Origin of the sequence: Massilia cavernae (assembly GCF_003590855.1) — a bacterium.
Classification (GTDB): Bacteria; Pseudomonadota; Gammaproteobacteria; order Burkholderiales; family Burkholderiaceae_D; genus Telluria_A; species Telluria_A cavernae.
On record NZ_QYUP01000200.1, the window covers coordinates 1 to 20,636 of the forward strand.

17 protein-coding genes and 1 pseudogene are annotated in these 20,636 nt (G+C 67.3%); 10 read left to right on the forward strand and 8 right to left on the reverse strand.

Going from position 1 to position 20,636, the window contains the following annotated elements; translation table 11 throughout:
- On the reverse strand, positions 1-313 hold a 313-nt coding region (locus tag D3872_RS24860), incomplete at its 3' end, for an ACT domain-containing protein (RefSeq protein ID WP_119813275.1).
- A 199-nt stretch (positions 314-512) separates the two neighbouring features.
- Between D3872_RS24860 and D3872_RS24865 the strand changes: the two genes are divergently transcribed.
- The 8 genes from D3872_RS24865 (at position 513) to D3872_RS24900 (ending at position 8,458) form a co-directional block, all read left to right on the forward strand.
- Complete coding sequence (locus D3872_RS24865) at positions 513-983, forward strand: phasin family protein (protein ID WP_119813276.1); 471 nt, start codon at positions 513-515, stop codon at positions 981-983.
- A gap of 23 nt (positions 984-1,006) precedes the next feature.
- A complete protein-coding gene (locus tag D3872_RS24870) occupies positions 1,007-1,561 on the forward strand; it encodes a hemerythrin domain-containing protein (protein WP_119813277.1) in 555 nt (184 codons plus the stop codon).
- Between the two features lie 136 nt (positions 1,562-1,697).
- Entirely contained in the window at positions 1,698-2,060 is a 363-nt protein-coding gene (locus D3872_RS24875; RefSeq protein WP_119813289.1) for a KGG domain-containing protein, read from the forward strand.
- 52 nt (positions 2,061-2,112) lie between these two features.
- Positions 2,113-2,619, forward strand: coding sequence for a YgjP-like metallopeptidase domain-containing protein (locus D3872_RS24880; RefSeq protein WP_119813290.1), 507 nt, complete (start codon positions 2,113-2,115; stop codon positions 2,617-2,619).
- Between the two features lie 305 nt (positions 2,620-2,924).
- Positions 2,925-4,196 carry a hypothetical protein gene (locus tag D3872_RS24885; RefSeq protein WP_119813278.1) on the forward strand — a complete coding sequence of 424 codons (1,272 nt, stop codon included), beginning with the start codon at positions 2,925-2,927 and terminating at the stop codon, positions 4,194-4,196.
- Between the two features lie 10 nt (positions 4,197-4,206).
- Positions 4,207-4,641 (forward strand): type 2 periplasmic-binding domain-containing protein, encoded by a 435-nt coding sequence (locus D3872_RS24890; RefSeq protein ID WP_119813279.1) that lies wholly within the window; start codon positions 4,207-4,209, stop codon positions 4,639-4,641.
- An 8-nt stretch (positions 4,642-4,649) separates the two neighbouring features.
- Positions 4,650-7,364, forward strand: coding sequence for a bifunctional diguanylate cyclase/phosphodiesterase (locus D3872_RS24895; protein ID WP_119813280.1), 2,715 nt, complete (start codon positions 4,650-4,652; stop codon positions 7,362-7,364).
- Positions 7,355-8,458, forward strand: coding sequence for a diguanylate cyclase (locus D3872_RS24900; RefSeq protein WP_119813281.1), 1,104 nt, complete (start codon positions 7,355-7,357; stop codon positions 8,456-8,458). Before D3872_RS24895 ends, D3872_RS24900 begins: the two co-directional genes overlap by 10 nt.
- Here the strand turns inward: D3872_RS24900 and D3872_RS24905 are convergent.
- The 7 genes and pseudogenes from D3872_RS24905 to D3872_RS24935 form a co-directional block, all read right to left on the reverse strand.
- Positions 8,446-9,003, reverse strand: coding sequence for an LOG family protein (locus tag D3872_RS24905; protein ID WP_119813282.1), 558 nt, complete (start codon positions 9,001-9,003; stop codon positions 8,446-8,448). The genes D3872_RS24900 and D3872_RS24905 overlap by 13 nt on opposite strands.
- 10 nt (positions 9,004-9,013) lie before the next feature.
- Positions 9,014-9,682 (reverse strand): TetR/AcrR family transcriptional regulator, encoded by a 669-nt coding sequence (locus tag D3872_RS24910; RefSeq protein ID WP_119813283.1) that lies wholly within the window; start codon positions 9,680-9,682, stop codon positions 9,014-9,016.
- An 86-nt stretch (positions 9,683-9,768) separates the two neighbouring features.
- Positions 9,769-11,880 carry an NHL repeat-containing protein gene (locus D3872_RS24915; protein WP_220477006.1) on the reverse strand — a complete coding sequence of 704 codons (2,112 nt, stop codon included), beginning with the start codon at positions 11,878-11,880 and terminating at the stop codon, positions 9,769-9,771.
- A 14-nt stretch (positions 11,881-11,894) separates the two neighbouring features.
- Positions 11,895-12,392: a VOC family protein gene (locus D3872_RS24920; RefSeq protein ID WP_119813284.1), complete on the reverse strand. Its 498-nt coding sequence runs from the start codon at positions 12,390-12,392 to the stop codon at positions 11,895-11,897.
- A 90-nt stretch (positions 12,393-12,482) separates the two neighbouring features.
- Positions 12,483-16,164 (reverse strand): annotated as a pseudogene (locus D3872_RS24925) (EAL domain-containing protein).
- A 202-nt stretch (positions 16,165-16,366) separates the two neighbouring features.
- Positions 16,367-17,305, reverse strand: a complete 939-nt coding sequence (locus tag D3872_RS24930; protein ID WP_119813285.1) for an alpha/beta hydrolase — start codon at positions 17,303-17,305, stop codon at positions 16,367-16,369.
- 1 nt (position 17,306) lies between these two features.
- Positions 17,307-18,065, reverse strand: a complete 759-nt coding sequence (locus D3872_RS24935; RefSeq protein WP_119813286.1) for an RNA methyltransferase — start codon at positions 18,063-18,065, stop codon at positions 17,307-17,309.
- A gap of 180 nt (positions 18,066-18,245) precedes the next feature.
- Between D3872_RS24935 and D3872_RS24940 the strand changes: the two genes are divergently transcribed.
- Positions 18,246-19,025 (forward strand): inositol monophosphatase family protein, encoded by a 780-nt coding sequence (locus D3872_RS24940; protein ID WP_119813287.1) that lies wholly within the window; start codon positions 18,246-18,248, stop codon positions 19,023-19,025.
- Positions 19,026-19,272: 247 nt separating this feature from the next.
- Positions 19,273-20,636: DEAD/DEAH box helicase (locus D3872_RS24945; protein WP_119813288.1), on the forward strand; the 1,364-nt coding region annotated here is incomplete at its 3' end.

Consider the following 20,636-nt stretch of genomic DNA (forward strand, 5'->3'; position numbering starts at 1 on the left):
GCAGGTCGTTCAGGCAGTGGCCGATCTTCGACACCATCAGCACCACGCGCGGCTTGTAGCCGGCGTCGTGCAACTGGCCGTTCATCTGCATGGCGTCGCACAGGGTGGCGAAGTCGGCGCGCAGCGCGGCGTCGCCGACGCGCGCGTCTTCCAGCTTGAAATGCACGCGCATGAAGAACAGTTTCGATTCCGGGTCGCCGAACTGGGCGGAATCGATGATGTTACAGCCATGTTCGGCGAGGAAGCCCGACACGCGATGCACGATGCCGCGCTGGTCGAGGCAGGACAGGGTCAGGATGTATTCCGGATGCATGGCGTCTCGGGGGTAAGGATGAGTTTGCAAAAAACGTATTGTCGCACGGGCCGTTGCTCGCGTGCACGCGGCTTGATCGAAGCGGGGTCGGGCACGGTTCGCCGGAACCTGGGCGGCAAGGCAAGGTCTATCGCATGCTCGACGAGCACACGCACCGCGGCGCCGCGGTGTCCTCCCCTGCCATTGCCGAGGTACATATATGAATTCGCTTGCGCACAATCCCGCCCTGAAATCCCATGTCGACACCCAGCTCAGCTTCTTCAATGAACTCGCACAACGCAGCCTGGACAGCGCCCGCAAGCTGGGCGAGCTGAACCTGCAACTGGGGCGCCAGCTGCTGGAGACCACGCTCGACGCCGGCCGCCAGCTGGCCGCCTGCACCGACCCGTTCCAGGCCGGCGCCATCCCCATGCGCCTGGCCGAACCGGTGGCCCGGCACCTGCGCGGCTACCAGCAGGCGCTGGTGGGCGTGGTCGCCGGTGCCCAGGCCGAGCTGACCCATGCGGCCGAAACCCACATTCCCGAGGCCGGCCGCAGCGCGCAGGCGCTGGCCGACGACTTCGCGCGGCGCAGTGCCGAAGCGGGCAAGGCCTTCGCCAGCTACCAGCGCGCCGCCGCCGACGTGGCCGGCGCCGCACGCGGCCCCAACGGCCAGCAGGAACCGGGCTGAACGCCCTGACACAGGAGCGCACCATGAACGACAAACCAGGCAAGAAAATCACGCCGGCGCTGGACGCGCTGGAACTGCTCAAGGCCGACCACGACAAGGTCAGGGGCCTGTTCCGCGAGTTCGAGGACCTCAAGGACATCGACGACGAAGACGGGCGCAAGGGCCGGCTGGTGGACGAAATCTGCCGCGAAGTCGCCACGCACACGATGATCGAGGACGAAATCTTTTACCCCTTGCTGCGCTCGGTGATCGACGACGACGATCTGATGGACGAAGCCGGCATCGAGCACGCCGGCGCGCGCGAGCTGATCGGCCAGCTCGAAACGATGTTCCCGGGCGACGACCACTACGACGCCACCGTCACGGTGCTGGGCGAGGAAATCGCCCACCACATCGAGAAGGAGGAATGCGACATGTTCGACGCCGCCCGCAACGCCGGGCTGGACCTGGACGAGCTTGGCGCGCAGCTGGCCACCCGCAAGGAGGAGCTGGACGATGGCCTGCCGGCGCAGGACATCCCGGCCGAGGCGGTGGCGCCGCGCGGCAGCGCGCGCCAGGCCCAGCGTCCACCCAACTAAAGCGGGCACTGGCCGGAACTAAAGGCAGGTGCTCCCCTCTAACCCACGGGCGCGGCAATTGAACCGCGCTCGATTGCAGGGTTGGCGGCCAGACGGCCGCTTCAAGTTCAGGCACAACGGACACGAGGAGATCGACATGGCGACAACCAAGCAAGGTGGCGGCGGCAAGGGCTCCGGCTCGCACAGCGCGCAAAAGGGCGGCAGCGGTAGTAGCCAGGGTCAGGCCAAGCGCGGCTTCGCCGCAATGGATGAAAACCAGCAGCGCGCGATCGCCAGCAAGGGCGGCCAGGCAGCACACCAAAAAGGAACGGCGCACGAATTCGATTCGGAAGAAGCGCGCCGTGCAGGACAAAAAGGCGGCGAGGTGGTCAGCCGCAACCGCGAGCACATGGCCGACATCGGCCGCAAGGGCGGCGAAAGCCGGCAGTCGGCCCATCGCGCCGCGCAAAGCGCCGCCGAAGCCCGGGGCGGCCGCCAGGGGGACAAGGACAAGGAATAAACAATGGCAGGCGCGCCGCACCTGCCGCCGCCCCATGTGGTACATTGCGCGCATGCAAGAACTGAAATACCTCAGCGCCTACTCCGACCAGACGCGCGCGCAAGTGTCCCGGCTGATCGAGCAAAACAAGCTTGGCGAAGTCCTGCGGCAGCGCTATTCCGGCATGCACGGCATCCGCACCGACCGCGCGCTGTACGACTACGTCCAGGACCTCAAGGGCGAGTTCTTGCGCAATGCCGACCCCATCAATAAAGTCGCCTTCGACAGCAAGATCCACGTGATCAACCACGCGCTGGGCCTGCACACCTCCATCTCGCGGGTCCAGGGAAGCAAGCTGAAGGCGAAGCACGAAATCCGCGTCGCCAGCATGTTCAAGGAAGTGCCGCTGGAATTCCTGCGCATGATCGCCGTGCACGAACTCGCGCACGTGAAGGAAAAGCAGCACGACAAGGCCTTCTACAAGCTGTGCACCTACATGGAGCCGAACTACCACCAGTACGAGTTCGACCTCCGCCTCTATCTCACCGAACTCGACCTGACCGGCCAGCGTCCCTGGTAAGTCCGCAACGATTTTCTTGTTAAATTGCGAGATCGATTGTTGAAATGTTGTTTTTGCAATGTTATAATTGCGCAACATAAATTTCCCAATAGCATCAATTAAGGCAAAATTAAGACAGGGATTAGCTCGACAGTGGCCGTACGGAACTTTAAAGTTGCGGATTTGCATGTACGTCCATGCCCCGATGCGCCAGCCACGTCCCCGCCGGCCAACTCCCGAAACAAGCAACTTCGTGTACGCAGCGCGCGTGCATGCATGCATGCATGCCTCGCTTCGTGGCGCGGCACATTACGAGAACACCAGCAATGCAGCAACAAGTCCTGTCGTCCCGGCCTTCGATCCGCCCCGCCGTGCTGGCCCTCGGTGCGGCAATCGCGTTCCTGTGCGCCTCCGCCCGGGCCGGCGACCTCGCCTACCCCAACGTCGCCTTTAGCGGCTTCGGCAGCGTGGGACTGACCCACGCCAGCATCCGCAGCGCCGATTTCACGTCCAGCATCATGAAGTCTTCCGGCGCCGGCCGCACCGAGCGCTGGAGCCCGGACGTCGACAGCCGCCTCGGCGCCCAGCTCGACCTCACCCTCAACAAGGAGCTGTCGGCCGTGGTCCAGGCGGTCAGCGAGCAGCGCAAGGACGGTTCGTACAAGCCGGCCATCGAGTGGGCCAACGTCAAGTACCAGGTCTCGCCCGACCTGTCGCTGCGCGCCGGCCGCATCGCGCTGCCGATCTTCCTGGCCGCCGACTACCGCAAGGTGGGCTACGCCTATCCGTGGGTGCGCACGCCGGTCGAGGTGTACAACGCGATCCCGCTGACCAGCAGCGACGGCGTCGACGCCAACTACCGCTGGAACCTCGGCTCGGTCAAGAACGCCACCCAGGTGTTCTACGGCCGCACCAAAAAGGACTTGTGGGATAACGCCACCGTCGAAGCCCACGGCATCGCCGGGCTGTCGCACACCACCAGCTACGGCGACGCCAGCGTGCGCATGAGCTTCCTGACGGCGAACCTGACCATCGACCTGGCGCGCGAGCTGTTCGACGCCTACCGCCAGTTCGGCCCCCAAGGCGTGGCGATCGCGGACCGCTTCGACATCGCCCACCGCCGCACCAGCGCGTCCAGCATTGGCGTCAACTACGACCCGGGCAAGTGGTTCGCCATGGCCGAACTGGGGCGCATCAAGACCGGCGGCTCCTACGCTGGCGATAGCTGGACCGGCTACGCCAGCGCTGGATTCCGTTCGGGCGACTTAACCCCATACGTGGCCTACGCGATGGTCGATCCGGACAGCGCGATCGCCGATCCGGGCATTGCGCTTGACACCCTGCCGGCGTCCTACCGCCCGCTGGCCGCCACCGCCAACGGCTACCTGCAATCCTCGCTGGCGACAATCGCGGTGCAGTCGACCGTCACCGTCGGCACGCGCTGGGACCTGGCTCCCGGCATGGCGCTGAAAGTGCAGTACGACCGCGTGAGCCCGACCGACGGTTCGCGCGGCACGCTGGTGAACGTGGACCCCGGCCGGTTCCGGTCCGGCCAGCCGTTCCATGTCGCCAGCGCCGTGCTGGACTTCGTATTCTGAGGAAGCGCGCATGAGACTTTCGACTTTGCGATTCCTGCTGGCCGCCGCCGTCTTCGCCCTGTCCGCGCCGGCCGCCTCGGCGGCGGAACTGGTGGTGATCGTATCGGCCCGCAACCCGGTGGCGGCCATGCGCCCCGACCAGGTGGCCGACATTTTCCTCGGCCATGCCGGCCGCTTCCCGGACGGGGCCGAAGCGGTCCCGTTCGACCAGGCCATCGGCTCGCCGCTGCGCGACGACTTCTACGCCAAGGTGGCGGCCAAGACGCCGCCGCTGCTGAAGGCCTATTGGACCAAGATGATCTTTACCGGCCGCGGCAAGCCGCCGCGCGAGCTGCCCAACAGCGCCGCGATCCGCAAAGAGGTGGCCAAGAATCCGGCCCTGATCGGCTACATCGACAAAGCCTCGCTCGACGCGTCGGTGCGTCCGGTGCTGGTGGTCAGGTAGGGGCGGCGATGCAAAGCCAGGCCGAACGGCTAAGGGCGCTCGCCGCCGGCACCGGCAGCGCGCCCACCGACAAGGCGGGCTTGCGCCGCTGGCTCGGCCTCGTCCTGGAAACCCATATCTCGCTGCCCCTGTTCACCGCGCTGGTGCTGGCGGTGATCTGGGCCGTCACCTGGCACTTCATTTCGGTCGACCGCGCCGCCGCCCGCGCGGCCGCGCGCAGTTCCAGCCAGGAGATGATCGACACCTACGAGGCCCAGGTCGCGCGCAACCTGGGCGCGATCGACCAGACCCTGAGGGTGGTCAAGTACGCGGTGGAGCTGAAAGGCGCCGCCGCCGCCCTGCCCGCGCTGAACCAGAAGGGCCTGCTGCCGTCCGGCCTGGTGTTCATCGTCGCCATCGTCGACAGCAACGGCCGCATCGTGGCCAGCAACCCGGGCCTGACGACGGCCGACGTGTCCAGCCAGGGCTACTTCCGCCACCACCGCAACAACAATGCAGACAGGCCGTTTGTCAGCGAGGTGATGGCCGATGCCGCCAATCCCGAGTGGCACCTGCACTTCTCGCGCCGGCTGGCTGGCACCGACGGCCATTTCGCCGGCGTGGTGGTGCTGGCGGTCGACCCGGCCTACTTCACCAGCGGCTACGAGCGCTCGCGCCTGGGCGAGCGCGGCGCGCTCGGGCTGTACGGCAACGACGGCCTGTTCCGCGCGCTGCGCACCGGCGACAAGGTCACATGGGGACGCGGCGCGCCGCAAACGCCCAACGCCCGCGGCGACGTGGTCGCCAACGAATGGGACGGCGTGCGCCGCTACACCAGCACGCGCGGCCTGCACGGCTTCGCGCTGAACGCGGTGGTCGGCCTGGACGAATCGGAGCAAATGGCGGCCTTCGAGCAGCAGCGCCGCCACCACCTGTGGATGGCGGCCAGCGGCAGCGCCGCACTGGTGCTGTTCGTGACCCTGGTCGGCCTGTGGTCGTGGCAGATGAGCAAGACCCGGCGCCGCATCCGGCGCGCGCAGGAGACCTTCGCCGCCGCGTCCGAGGCCAGCCTCGACGCCTTCTTCGTCATGCGCAGCATCTGCGACGACAAGGGCACCATCGTCGATTTCGTGATCGAGGCATCCAATACCCGCGCCGAGCAGATCAGCGGCATCGGCAAGCAGCAGCTGCACGGCCAGAAGCTGTGCGGCATCGTGCCGCGCTACCGCGGCAACGGCATCTTCGACGAGCTGGCCAAGGTCGCCATCTTCGGGGGCGTGCACGAAGCGGAGTGGCAGAGCAAGCACCCGGCGATCGGAAAGCGCTGGCTGCACCGCCAGGTGGTGCCGGTCGAAGGCGGCGTGGTGGCCATCGTGCGCGACATCACCGAGCGCAAGCTTGCCGAGGAACGCATCCGCCACATGGCGCAGCACGACGACCTGACCGGCCTGCCCAACCGCAGCCTGATCCGCGACCGCCTCGACCAGGCCATCCACCACGCGCGCCGGCGCGGGCGCTGTATTTCGATCGCCTTCATCGACCTGGACGGCTTCAAGCTGGTCAACGACGGCCTCGGCCACAATGCCGGCGACGAGCTGCTGAAGGTGGTGGCGCAGCGCATGGCCGGCTGCATGCGGCGCGAGGATACGCTGGGCCGTTTCGGCGGCGACGAATTCGTGATCATCCTCGACGACCAGCCGGACGACCCGATGGCGGTGGCTCCGGTGCTGGAGAAAATCCGCGCCGCCGTCAATGAGCCGGTACTGCTGGAGTGCCAGGAAGTCCAGGTCAGCTGCAGCATGGGCGTGGTGATGTACCCGCGCGACGGCGCCGACACCAATACCCTGATGATGAACGCCGACGCGGCCATGTACCGCGCCAAGGAACTGGGCAAGAACGGCTTCCAGTACTACACGCGCGAGATGAACGCCAGCGTCGAGGAAAAGCTGGTCCTGCTCGAAGGCCTGCGCAGCGCGCTCGAAGGCGGGCAGTTCAGCCTCCTGTACCAGCCCAAGGTCGACCTGCGCAGCGGCCGCATGTTCGGCGTCGAGGCGCTGATCCGCTGGCAGCACCCGGTGCACGGCATGGTGCCGCCTTCGCGCTTCATCGCGCTGGCCGAGGAAAGCGGCCTGATTATCCCGATCGGCGACTGGATCCTGCACACCGCCTGCCGCCAGGCCGCGCAATGGCGCGACGCCGGCCTGCCGCCGGTGACGATGTCGGTCAACGTGTCGCCGCGCCAGTTCGAGGAAAAGCGCCTGGTCGAGCGCGTGGGCGAGGCGCTTGCCGCCAACGGCCTGGATGCCGGCGCGGTAGAGATCGAGGTTACCGAGGGCCTGATCATGCGCGACCTGGCGCAGTCGGTCGGCAAGATGGCGCAGCTGAAAGCGATGGGAGTGACGCTGTCGATCGACGACTTCGGCACCGGCTACTCCAGCCTGTCGGCGCTCAAGAGCTTCCCGATCAGCACCCTCAAGATCGACAAGTCCTTCGTCCGCGACCTGGCCGACAACGCCGGCAGCCAGGCCATCGCGCTGGCCGTGATCTCGCTCGGCCACCGCCTCAACCTGAGGGTGCTGGCCGAAGGCGTCGAGACCGAGCAGCAGCGCCGCTTCCTGCTCGAGAACGACTGCGACGAGATGCAGGGCTACCTGTTCAGCCGTCCGGTGACGGCCGGCGAAATCGCCGGACTGCTGCAGCGCCAGGCCGGCCTGGCTGGCGCGGAGGCCCCCGCATGCCATTGAAAAGCGCCCTGCGCTGGCTGTTCCTGAGCGCCGATCCGAAGCTGGCGCGCATGCTGCGCTACTGGGGCGCGACCGTGCTGGTCTATGCCGTGTGCCTCGGGCTGCTGCTGGCCCAGGTCGACAACGGCACCGCCGAGCGCGAACGCTCGCTGCTGCTGGTGAAGATGGCCTCGCTGGGCCTGGTCGGCTGCTTCGTCCTGGTGCGCGCCAGCCTGGCCCTCGGCCTCGGGCCGTCCCAACTGGCGATGCTGCAAGGCGTGTTCGGCATCAGCCTGAATGTCGCCGGCTATGCCGTTTTCGGCCCGGTGCGCGGCGCGTCGATGCTGGTGCTGCTGGTGGTGATCGTCTTCTGCACCTTCGCGCTGCGCCCGCGCCATACACTGCTGCTGTGCGCGATCGCCCTCGTGTCCCTGGGCGCCACGATGGCGGCGATGGCCCTCGGCGACCCGCTGCGCTACCCGCCCAGGGTCGAGGTCATGCATTTCGCGCTGGCCGCGGTCGGGATGATTTCGGTGACGGTGCTGACCGGCGAAATGAGCAAGCTGCGCCTGCGCCTCAAGCAGCAGAAGGAGGACCTGGAACAGGCGCTGGCGCGGATCCGCACGCTGGCGACGATCGACGAGCTGACCCTGCTGGCCAACCGCCGCCACATGAATGAATTGCTGGTGGCGGAGGAGCGGCGCGAGCATGCGGACGGCCACGCGGCCTGCATCGCCCTGCTCGACCTCGACCATTTCAAGAGCGTCAACGACCGCCACGGGCACGCGGCCGGGGACGCGGTGCTGCGCGCCTTTGCCGACGCCGCGGCCAGCGCGCTGCGCGAGGGCGATACGCTGGCGCGCTGGGGCGGCGAGGAATTCCTGCTGCTGTTGCCGGAAACGAGCCTGGAACACGCCCAGGTGGTGCTGCGCCGGATCGCCGCGCGCGTCGGCGCCGCGCAGCTGGCCGGCTTCGATGCGTCGCTGCGCATCACCTTCTCGGCCGGCGTTACCCAGCGCCGCACGGACGAAGCCTTCGCTGGCACCATCAGCCGCGCCGACAAGGCCCTATACTCCGCCAAGGCCACCGGCCGCGACCGGATTTACCCGGCCTGAGCGGGGCAGCTTTCCTGCATGCGCCGGATCAGCGTGTCCGGATCGGGGTCGACCTGCAGCAGCCCCGCGTGCTGCGGGCGCACGAAGCCCTGCTTGTACTGGTGGGCGATGAAGGCCACCAGGCCGTCCCAGAATCCGTCGACGTTGAGCGCGCCGATCGGCTTGCAGTGGAGGCCCAGCTGCGACCAGGTCAGCATCTCGAACAGTTCTTCCAGCGTCCCCATCCCGCCCGGCAGCGCGATGAAGCCGTCCGACAGCTCGTACATCATGGCTTTGCGCTCGTGCATGTCCTTGACCACGAACTGGCGGGTCAGGCCGGTGTGGCCGACTTCGAGTTCGATCAGCGCGCGCGGGATCACGCCGGTCACTTCGCCGCCCAGGCGCAGCACCTCGTCGGCGATGGTGCCCATCAGGCCGACGTTGCCGCCGCCGTAGACCAGCGCGATGTTGTGCTCCACCAGCGCCTGCGCCATCGCGCGCGCCGAGGCGTCGTAGATGGGGGATGCGCCGTGCAAGGCGCCGCAATACACTGCAATCGACTTCATTTTCCGCCTGCTATTGCTTGAGTTTTTTCAGATAGTCTTCGGACAGCTTGCTGAACAGGATGCGCGTTTCGCCCCGCAGGTAGGGGGCCAGCTGCGACAGCACCTGGTAGCAGCCGCGCGCAAGCGCGTCGGCCATGGCCTGCTGTTCGGTGTACTTGCGCGGGTTGCGCACGTATTCGTAGGACAGCCAGTAGGTCGCGACCACCACCATGTTGGTGGCCATCGCGTTGATCTCGTTGTCGGTGGCTTCCAGCGACTGCTCGCTGCGCAGGTCTTCGCACAGCTGGGTGGCGACCTTGATCTTGTGGCCGAGGATCTGCTTGAAGTGCAGCTCCAGCTTGCGGTTGCGCGACAACAGGTCGTTCAGGTCGCGGTAGAAGAAGCGGTAGCGCCAGATCAGTTCGAACATCAGGTGCAGGTACAGCCAGACGTCGTCGATGTTGGAGCGGCGCCCGTCCGGCACCGTCAGGATGCGGCCGATCTCCGCCTCGAACTGGACGAAGATCGAATTGACGATGTCGTCCTTGTTGCGGAAGTGGTAGTAGAGGTTGCCGGGCGAGATGTTCATCTCCTCGGCGATCACCGTCGTCGTGATGTTTGGTTCGCCGAACTCGTTGAACAAGCGCAGGGATAATTCGAGGATGCGTTCGCGGGTACGGCGTGGGGCTTTCTGGAGCATGGCTGTTGGACGGTGATTTACTTCGCCAAGCATACCACCGAATCGCCGCCCCACCCTAGCGCCATCGGTGGCCCCCCGTCCGCCGCTTATTCGACCAGGATGGCCAGGTCGCGCCCCGCCGCCGCAATGTTGCCGGCGTAGTCGGCGGCGAGGATGCGGATCGTGTAGGCGCCCGGCGCCAGGCCGGCCGGATCCCAGCCACCCTTGCGCGCGGCGCCGTCGCGCACCGTGTTGGTCACCACATACAGGAAACGGGTGGCTGCGCTGCCGTACACCGTGATGCCGCTGCTTTCCGCATACGCCACTTTCACGCTTTCGTCGTCCGGCGGCAGCCGGTTGAATTCGATGTTCACCTTCGGCTGCTCGTAGCCGGGCAGCGGCGCGCCGGCGCCGTCCAGCACCTGGTAGCCCACCTTGTACAGCCCCAGCCTGCGCCGCGCGGCGTTGCCGTCGCTCTGGTCGAAGGCGTCGACCACGATGTCGAGCGGGCCGGCGCCGGCCGGCACCCGCAGCGGCTGGCCGCGCTTGCCCGCCAGCGGCTTGCCGTCGGCGCCGACCAGCGCGATGCCGCCGATGCGCGGCGCCACGCTGTCGGAGAAACCGGTGAATGGCAGTACCATCGCATTCAGGATGGCGCCGTCCGGCCGGTACAGCAGGTGGACGTGGAACATGCGGTTGACGCTGCCCAGCGGGTCGCCCGCCGCGAAGCGCGCGCCGCGCCTGACGCGTACCCGCGCCAGCTTGCCCGCTTCGTCCGCGAGCATCGCGAAGCGCGCCGAGTCGAGCGGCGCATCCTTCACGTTGCGCCCTACGCGCATGTGGATGTAGCTGAACTTGTCGAGCGACAGGCCTTCGCCGACCCCGCCGTAGCCCCAGTTGGGCAGCGGGCTGCTGACCTTTTCGGCGGCCACCGCGACCACCGTCTCGCCCATCGCCGCCTGCACGTCGAGGCCGTTGTGGAAGTGGTGGCGGCTTTCGCCGTCGTAGTTGCCGCGTACCTCGCCGACCGTGCCGACCACTTCGTGCCAGGCCTGCTGCGGGCGTACCGGCCATGGGAAGCTTCCCGCTACCTTCGCGTGGCCGGCGCCGGCATCTTCCAGCTGGGGCGCCGCGGCGCCCTCCCGCCTCGCCACCTTGCGCACCGCGCGGCGGACGGCGTCGGTCACGTATAGCGCGCCGTCGCGACCCAGCGCGATACCCGCCGGCCGCACGAAGCGGGCCGCTTTTTCGTCGCCGACCTGGAAGTCGACGCCGATGCCGGTCAGGCCGCGCAACTCGCCGCGCGGCGACACTTGCAGGATGCGCCCGCGCGCCATGTCGCCCGCGTACAGGTAGCCGTCGTGGGTCAGCGCCAGGCTGACCGGGCGCCGCATCAGCGGATCCTCGGCGTCCAGCGGCGCGCGCGCCAGCGTCGTCACCATGCCGTCGGGCGACAGCTTGCGCAGCGCGCCATTCTGGGTGTCGGCGATGTACAGAGCGCCGTCGTTGCCGGCGACGATGGCGCACGGGGTGTCGAAGCGCGCTTCCAGCGCGGGGCCGTCCAGGTCGCCCGGTGTTGCGCCGCCGGCCACCGTGGTCACCACGCCGCCCGGCGTGATCTTGCGGATGCGGTCGTTGTAGGTGTCGGCCACCCAGACATTGCCGGCCTTGTCGACCGCCACGCCGACCGGGCCGTTGAACTGCGCTTCGGCGCCGGCGCCGTCGCGAAAGCCCGCCGGCCCGCCGCCGGCCAGGGTGGTGACCAGGCCCGCCGGGGTGATCCTGCGGATCGCGTTGTTGCCGGTGTCGGCCACGTACAGATTGCCGGCGGCGTCGATCGCCAGCGCCGACGGCGTGTTGAAGGAAGCTGCTTTGCCCACACCGTCGGCAAAGCCTTCACGCTGGCCGGCAAGCACGGTGACCGCGCCATCGGGCGCGATTTTACGGATGCGGTTGTTGTCGCCCGCGTCGGCCACGTACAGGTTGCCGGCGCTGTCGATGGCGAGGCCGAAGGGATCGGCGAAGCCCGTGGCCGCGCCGCCGGCCACGGTGGTCACATACACCGGCCAGCCAAGCTCGGTGCGAGGCTGCACCACGGCGGCGAGCTTGGCGCCGAGGCGCGAGCCGCTGCCGGGCATCCCGATCCAGAAGACCGATCCCACGGCGGCAGCCGCTCCCAGCGCCGCGATGGCGATACCTGCCTTCCGGTTCTTGATCAATACTGTTCCTCGTTCTATGCCTTGACCGCCCGCTCAAGCTCGGCGATATCGATTTTCTTCATTTTCAGCATGGCCCCAAACGCCTTTTCCGCCACGCCGGGGTCCTTGCTGGTCGTCAGTTCGAGCAGCACGCGCGGCACCACCTGCCACGACAGGCCGAACTTGTCCTTCACCCAGCCGCACTGCTGCGCATTCGGGTCGCCGCCCTCGCCCAACCGGGTCGAGTAATGGTCGACCTCCTGCTGGTCGGCGCACATGATCTGGAACGACACCGCCTCGGTAAACTTGAACACCGGCCCGCCGTTCAGGGCGGTGAACGGGGTGCCGTCCAGCTCGAAGGCCACCGTCATCACCGCTCCCGCGGGCTGGTGATGGATTTCCTGCCCCACGGCGGGGTAGCGGGCGACCTCGGTGATTCTCGAATTGGGGAAAATGCTGGTGTAGTAGTTGGCGGCTTCCTCGGCCTGGGAGTCGAACCACAGGCAGGGACTGATGCGGGCGAATGCAGGCACGGCGATCTCCTTGTCGAAAGGTTAAGATGCGGCAAGCTGCAAGCGTACCGCACCTGGCCCCGGTCCGGCAAGGGCGCGACGAAAGCCGACCTAATGAATCGCGATGTTTCCGCCCTGCATGCCGCCACTCCCGCCGCTGCCGCCACTGCTGTCGCGGCCGCCGAATTGCTGGGCATGGACGCGGAAGCCCTCGCGGATGTTTTCGCGCAGCGCCGCGCCCTGCCATGGCTTGGTGTAGAAGCGGTCGATCGCGCCGTGGTTGATGGCCGCCATGATTGGGGTCAGGTCGGCATAGGCGGACAGCATGATGCGGAAGGTGTTCGGGCACAGTTGCTTGACCCGCTCCATGAACTCGGTGCCGCTCATGACCGGCATGCATTGGTCGCACAGGATCACCTGCACGTTGTGGCGCGCCAGCACGTCGAAGCCCTCGGCCGCGGAGCGCGCGGTGAGGATGCGGTAGCCATCCTGCGCCAGGAAGTCGGACAGCACGTCGAGCATGAAGGCGTCGTCGTCGACGATCAGCAGGGTTTGCGGGCCCTCCTCGTCTTCGTCCTCCGGCTTCGCAACTAGCACCCGCCCGTCCTGCAGCATCGTTCCAGGTTCGTCGGCCGGGCACCGGGCGGCTGAAGAAGTAGCCCTGCATCTCGTCGCAGTGTGCGTGGCGGCGCAAATAGGACAGCTGGGCCTCGGTCTCGACGCCCTCGGCCACCACGCGCAGCTTCAGGCTGTGCGCCATGTTGATGATGGCCAGGACGATGGCCGCGTCGTCCGGGTTCGAGGTCACTTCGCGCACGAAGGCGATGTCGATCTTCAGCTTGTCGATCGGGAAGCGCTTCAGGTAGGCCAGGCTGGAGTAGCCGGTGCCGAAGTCGTCGATCGAGACCTGGATGCCGAGCGCCTTCAGGTTGCGCAGCACGGCGATGGTGTCCTCGGCGTTCGACATCAGCGAGCTTTCGGTCAGCTCCAGTTCCAGCAGTTCGGGCGAGATGTTGTGGTCGCGGATCGCGCGCAGCACGTCTTCTTCGAGGCCGCCGGCGAAGAACTGGATGCCGGAGACGTTGACCGACACCCGCACCGGCCCGGTCTTCGACTTGCCCCAGGCGCTGATGCGGCGGCAGGCTTCGTTCAGCACCCAGGTGCCGACCCGCACGATCAGGCCGGTCTCTTCCAGGATCGGCACAAACAGCGCCGGCGACACCAGGCCGTGGCCCGGGCGGTTCCAGCGGATCAGGGCTTCGGCGCCGCTGATCCGGCGCGAGGCGATGTGCACCTTGGGCTGGAAGTACAGCACGAATTCGTTGTTGTCGATCGCGCGCCGCAGCGCGTTCTCGAGGTCCAGCCGCGCCAGCGACTGGGCGTTCATCTCGGCGGTGAAGAAGCGGAAGGCGTCGCGCCCGGCTTCCTTGGCGCGGTACATCGCGGTGTCGGCATACTTGATCAGCGAATCGGCGTCCTGGGCATCGTCCGGAAAAATGGTGATGCCGATGCTGGCGGTGACGGTCACCTCGTGGCCGTGCAGGTCGAACGGGCGGTTCATCGCGTCGCGGATCTGCTCGATCACCGGGATCGCCGTGGCCGGCCCTTCGGGCAGTATCATGATGGCGGCGAATTCGTCGCCGCCGAAGCGGCCGACGGTGTCGCGCGGGCGCAGGCTTTCCACCAGCCGGTTGGCGAACTGGCGCAGCAGCTCGTCGCCGACCGGGTGGCCGAGCGTGTCGTTGACGGTCTTGAAGCGGTCCATGTCGAGAAACAGCACCCCGACCGCCCAGCGGTTTTCCTCGGCTTGCTGCAGCGCGCGCTGCAGTTTCGAATTGAAGGTGCTGCGGTTGGGCAGGCCGGTCAGCGTATCGAAGTGGGCCAGCTGCAGCAGCTGTTCCTGGGCTTGCTTGCGCTCGGTGATGTCACGCGCGACCGCCACCAGGATCCAGCTCTGGCCGGAACGCAGCGTGCGCCGCTGCACCTCGACCGACAGCGCCGAGCCGTCGCGCCGCTCCAGCACCAGTTCGTCCATCTGCCCGGCCTGTTCGCCGCCCAGCAGGCGGTCGAACAGCACATGCAGGCGGGCGCGTTCGTCCGGGTCCATGCCGGCCGCGCCGCCGGCCAGGAAGTCGGCGCGCTCGAAGCCCAGCATGCGGCAGGCGGTGGCGTTGACGTCGACGAAGCTGGTGCTGCTGCGGTCGATCAGGAAAATCGCATCGCCGGTGGCGTCCATCGCGGTGCGGAAGCGGCGCAGGTCTTCGTCGAGGCGGATGCGGGCCGCCATGTCGGCGGTCAGCTGGGCGTGGTTGCGCTTGATTTCTTCCACCAGCGCCAGGTTTTCGTAGGCTGCCGCGATCTGTGCGCTGACCGTCACCGCGACCCGCTCGTCGACTTCCGAAAACTCGCCGGCGCCCTGCTTGTCGACCAGGTACAGCCAGCCGTGCACGCGCACGCGCGAGGCGATCGGCACGCCCAGGAAGGAGTGCACCGGCGGGTGCCCGCTTGGGAGGCCCAGCACCGACGGGTCGCCGTCGATGCCGCTGATGCGCACCGGCACGCGGCCGGTCAGCAGCTTGCCCAGCACGCCCGCGCGCGGTGCGGCGGCGGCGATTTTCTCGGGAACGTCGGCGCCGAAGGCCGCGAAGCAGTGCAGCCCGCCGCCGCCCTCCTCCAGCACGCCGATGCAGGCGTAGGCCGAATCGCAGATGTCGTGCGCCACGCGGCAGCCGGTGGCCACCAGCGCGGCCGGGTCGCGCTCGGCGCCCAGTTCGATGCCCAGCTCGATCAGCGCGGTCAGGCGCAGGCTCACGGCCTGCAGGCTGGACAGCGAGGTTGACAGCCTTTGCGTCATCTGCAGCCGCTCCGACACCGGGTCGGGCGCTTCGGCGTCGACGCTGGCCGGGGCCGGGTTGCCGGCGCCGTCCTCCAGCTCGTCGAGGAAGCCGGCGACGGCGTCGTCGACCAGGAAGACGTCCTGGTTGTCGGCGCCGCCGTGCTGGGCGCCCTGCCCGATGCCGAGGGCTTCATGCACGGTGCGCAGGATCACGTCGGGGGCGGATGGCTTGGGCAGCAGCCAGCGCACCCCGCACTCCTTGGCCATGCGGCCGGCTTCGCGGTCGCGGTACAGGGCGGTGTAGAAAATCACCGGCAGGTCGGCGGTGGCGGGGTCGCGCCGCAGCCGCGTGACCAGTTCATAGCCGTCCATGCCCGGCATCAGGATGTCGGAGACGATCAGGTCGGGTTTTTCTTCCTTGACCAGGCGCAGCGCGTCGGCGCCGTTGGCGGCGTCGATCAGGCGGTGGCCGCCGTAGCCCAGCAGGGTCAGCAGGAATTCGCGGTTCAGGACGTGGTCGTCGACGATCAGGATGGTGGCCTGGCGGGCGCGCGCCTGGGACTCGGGCGCCGGCGCCGTTGCAGCGCGCCGGGGCGCCAGGAATTGTTCCAGCTGGACGACGAAGGTGTCGGGCTCGATCGGCTTGCCGATATAGCCGTCGAAACCGGCGGCCAGCAGCTTTTCGCGGTCGCCGACCATCGCCAGCGCGGTCACGGCCAGCACCGGGATGCTGCGCAGCTCGGGGTCCTGCTTGAGCTGGGCGACCACGCCGTAGCCGTCCAGCCGCGGCAAGTGCACGTCGCAGATGATCAGGTCCGGCCGGGCGTCGCGCGCGGCCTGCATGCCGCTGACGCCATCGTTTGCACTGAGGGGAGTGAAGCCAAATGCGTTAAGCAAATAGACCATCAGCTCCATGTTGGTTGGATTGTCTTCAATAATCAGAATGCGTGCTGACACGGATGCACTCCCGTTGGTTAAGCCTGGCCAGGTGCGGCGGGCGCCTGCACCGGTATGCCGGGCTGCCTGGATGGCCCGGAACACGCTCCAGGCTCATCTGTTAGATCGTGACACAATGTTGCTTTCGCATGCAACGAGCGCTGTGTCACTTTTTCCACGACAAGATTGTGAGCTTGACTGTAACACGGCTGCCCGACTTTTTTTATTGCCCTGAAGAATTACGAACCAGTTCATGCAGGACGCATGAAAGGATGCGCGGATTCGAGCCAAGCGCCACATGGCCGACCCCGCCGAAGGCGATATTGTTGGCTCCAGGCAACACACTGGAGGTCTGGGGCGCGATGATATTGTCGTGATGGGTATAGATCGACGTCACCAGCGCGCGCGTGGCCGGGGTCTCCGATGCCGCCAGCCGGCGCAGCCAGTCGCTCTCGGGCGCCTCGCCCTGCCTGGCGCGGCGCATCTGGCCGGCGTTGGCGCCCGGGCCCATCGCGGCCAGGCTGGTGCCGTGGTGGGGCGTGCCGAGGGTGATCACGCGCGCCACCCGCGCCGCGCCGTACGCGCGCAGGTAGGCGCGCGCCACCAGCCCGCCCATGCTGTGGGCGACGATCGCCACCTGCGGCGCGCCGGCATCGAGGCACAGCGCGTCGACGGCGCGCGCCACCGCCGGTACGTAGTCGTCGATCGGCGCGCCCAGCGGCTCGAGGTCGAGCGCAGCGTGGCTGATCTGCGCCGCTTCCAGCAGCGGCAGCAGGTAGGCCCAGTAGCCGCTGTTGCAGCCGTAGCCGTGCAGCAGCAGCACTGGTGGATGGGGAGAGCCGGGAAACAGGCGCCGGCAAGGCCGCGCGCGCGGCATGATCCAGGACGACTGCAGCATCGAGGCGCGGAACTCCTCGCCGAACAGGCGCGCCCGGGCCGCCGCGGACAGGCGGAACTCGCCCGGGGTGGGACTGGCGGCGCGCATGCTCATCATGAAGTTGTTGGCCGAGATCAAGAGCCGCACCAGCACCACCGCAGCCGCCGCCAGCGCCAGCGCTGCGGCCGGCGGCAGGCCGAACACGCGCCACGCCGCCCATGCGATCGCACCCGCGGCGGCGGCCTGCACCAGCACCAGCAGCTGCAATAGCAGGCGCACGCTCATATCAGTGCCTGGACTTCAGGATCTGGCGCGCGATCCCGCGCAGGATGTTGACTTCCTCGGTCTCGAGCTGGGTGCGGGCGAACAGGCGCTTCAGGCGCGGCATCAGCTTTTTCGGGTTGCCGGCGTCGAGGAAGCCGACCGCGACCAAGGCTTCTTCCAGGTGGGCGTACATGCCGTCGATCTGGGCTACGCTGGCGGCGTCGCCATGGAAGCCGATCGGCGAGGCCGCGACCGCGGCGCCGTCGATGGCAGCCATGCGGCACTCGTAGGCCAGCACCTGGGCCGCCTGGGACAGGTTGAGCGAGGAGTACTCGGGATTGGCGGGGATGTTGATCAGTACATTGCACTGCTCGACGACCTGGTTCGGCAGGCCGAAGCGCTCATTGCCGAAAATGAGGGCCGCCGTCAGTTCGCCCTGCCCCGCCACGTGGCCGGCGAATTCGCGCGGGGTCCACACCGGCGGCGAAAACTCGCGCAGGCGGGCCGACACGGCGGCGGCGAACTGGCATCCTTCCAGCGCCTCGGCGATGCTGCCGACGGTGCGGGCGCCCTCCAGCACGTCCTTCGCACCGCTGGCGAAGGCCACCGCTTCCGGATCGGCCGGCATGTCCGGAAAGCGCGGGCTGACCAGCACCAGCTCGGAAAAGCCCATGGTTTTCATGGCGCGCGCCACCGATCCGATATTGCCGGCGCGGCTGGTTTCAACCAGCACGAAGCGCAGGCGTTTGAAAAGAGATGTGCTGGATGGAGGCATGTTCATTTAAAATAGCGGTATCGCGCAGCGTCGATCGTGAAAAAAGCAGGGCTTCAGGCCCGCGATTTTAACCAGTTCGGCGCCGCCCCGCTCTTTAATTCATTCTTGTTTCACTAGCGCACACAGCGCCCGCCCGGGCCGCCGTGCGCGTTAGCGTTCATCTAACCGGAACCCGATATGCACCCAATGCTCAATACGGCGATCAAGGCCGCCCGCCGCGCCGCCACCGTGATCAACCGCGCGTCGTTCGACATCGACCGCCTCAATGTCACTGAAAAACAACACAACGATTTCGTGACCGAAGTGGACCAGGCGGCTGAACAGGCGATCATCGAGACCCTGCTCAAAGCTTACCCTGACCATGCGATCCTGGCCGAGGAATCGGGTGCATCCGCCAACCTGAACGACGAGAGTGAATATTCGTGGATCATCGACCCGCTCGATGGCACCACCAACTTCATGCACGGCTACCCTAACTATTGCGTGTCGATCGCGCTGCAGCAGCGCGGCGTGACCACCCAGGCCGTCGTGTACGACCCGGTCCGCAACGACCTGTTCACCGCCACCAAGGGCGCCGGCGCCTTCCTCAACGAAAAACGCATCCGCGTGACCAAGCACGACCGCATCGGCAACGCGCTGCTGTCGGCAGGCCACGCCGCCGGTCCGCGCGCAGTCTCCGACTACCTGAAGATGTACGCCATCATGGCCGAGCGCTGCCACGGCATCCGCAGCGCCGGCGCCGCCGCGCTGGAACTGGCCAACGTGGCCGCCGGCCGCAGCGACGGCTTCTATGAAAAAGGCCTGAAGCCGTGGGACATCGCGGCCGGCGCGCTGCTGGTGACCGAAGCGGGCGGCATCGTCGGCGAGTTCAGCGGCGAGTCCGATTACCTGCACAAGGGCGACATCATCGCGGCCAGCCCGAAGGTGTTCGGCCAGATGGTCACACTGCTGGCGCCTTTCGCGTAAGCAGCAAATCCAAAGCTCGCGTAGAATACGCTGCATCAGCCGAGGGGCCGCCTGGCCCCTCCGCTATTCCCGCAGTTAATTGCCACAGCGAAACGTTTTTCTTCCCTTTGGGAAACGCTGTGTTTATACTGCGACATTAAGCGGCACCGCTTCCAGTCTCCCTGCCGCCTCTGATTTTTCAATCCGATTGCCTGCGACTGGCGCCCAATATATGCGGCGACGGGCCGATCTTTTTCATAAAGTTAACATGTCATTTAAATCTCTCGGCCTGTCCGACGCCATCGTTCGCGCAGTCACCGAAGCCGGCTACACTACGCCGACTCCCATCCAGACGCAGGCCATCCCGGCCGTGATGAACGGCGGCGACCTGCTGGCCGGCGCCCAGACCGGCACCGGCAAGACCGCCGGCTTTACCCTGCCCGTCGTGCACCGCCTGTCGACCGACAAGGTCGGCGCCGCGCTGACCGGCAAGAGCAGCGCCCGCTCGGTGCGCGCGCTGGTGCTGACCCCGACCCGCGAACTCGCGGCCCAGGTCGAGGAAAGCGTGCGCGTGTACGGCAAGTACACCAACCTGAACTCGGCCGTGATCTTCGGCGGCGTCGGCATCAACCCGCAGATCAAGCAGCTCAAGCACGGCGTCGACATCCTGGTTGCCACGCCGGGCCGCCTGCTCGACCACATGGAACAGCGCACCGTCGACCTGTCCAAGATCGAGATCCTGATCCTGGACGAAGCCGACCGCATGCTCGACATGGGCTTTATCCGCGACATCAAGAAAGTGCTGGCTGCATTGCCGCCGAAGCGCCAGAACCTGCTGTTCTCGGCCACCTTCTCGGAAGAGATCAAGGCGCTGGCCGACGGCCTGCTGAACAAGCCTGCCATGATCGAAGTGGCGCGCCGTAATTCGACCGTGGAAGTGATCGCGCAAAAGATCCACCCGGTTGACCGCGACAAGAAGCACCCGATGCTGTCGCACCTGATCAAGTCGAACAAGTGGAGCCAGGTACTGGTGTTCACGCGCACCAAGCACGGCGCCAACAAGCTGGTCGACCAGCTGGGCGCGGACGGCATCGGCGCACTGGCGATCCACGGCAACAAGAGCCAGTCGGCGCGCACCAAGGCGCTGTCCGAGTTCAAGGACGGCACCCTGCAAGTGCTGGTGGCGACCGACATCGCGGCGCGCGGCATCGACATCGACCAGCTGCCGCACGTGGTCAACTACGACCTGCCGAACATCCCGGAAGACTACGTGCACCGCATCGGCCGTACCGGCCGCGCCGGCGCCACCGGCGAAGCGGTATCGCTGGTCTGCGTGGACGAGCACGACATGCTGAAGGACATCGAAAAGCTGATCAAGCAAACCCTGCCGCGCCAGGTCATCGCGGGCTTCGAGCCTGACCCGAGCGCGCGCGCCCAGCCGATCCAGCTGCGCAGCGGCGCGCCTGGCCATGGCGGCCGCGGCGGCCGTCCGGGCGGCGGCGGTGGTGGCGGTGGCCAGGTGATCCGCGTTGGCGCGGGTGGCCGCGGCGCGGCCAAGCCACGCAGCGCAGGCGGTGGCGGCGGCGCACGCAATGGCGGTGGCGGCGGTGGCGGACGTTCGTCCGCGCCACG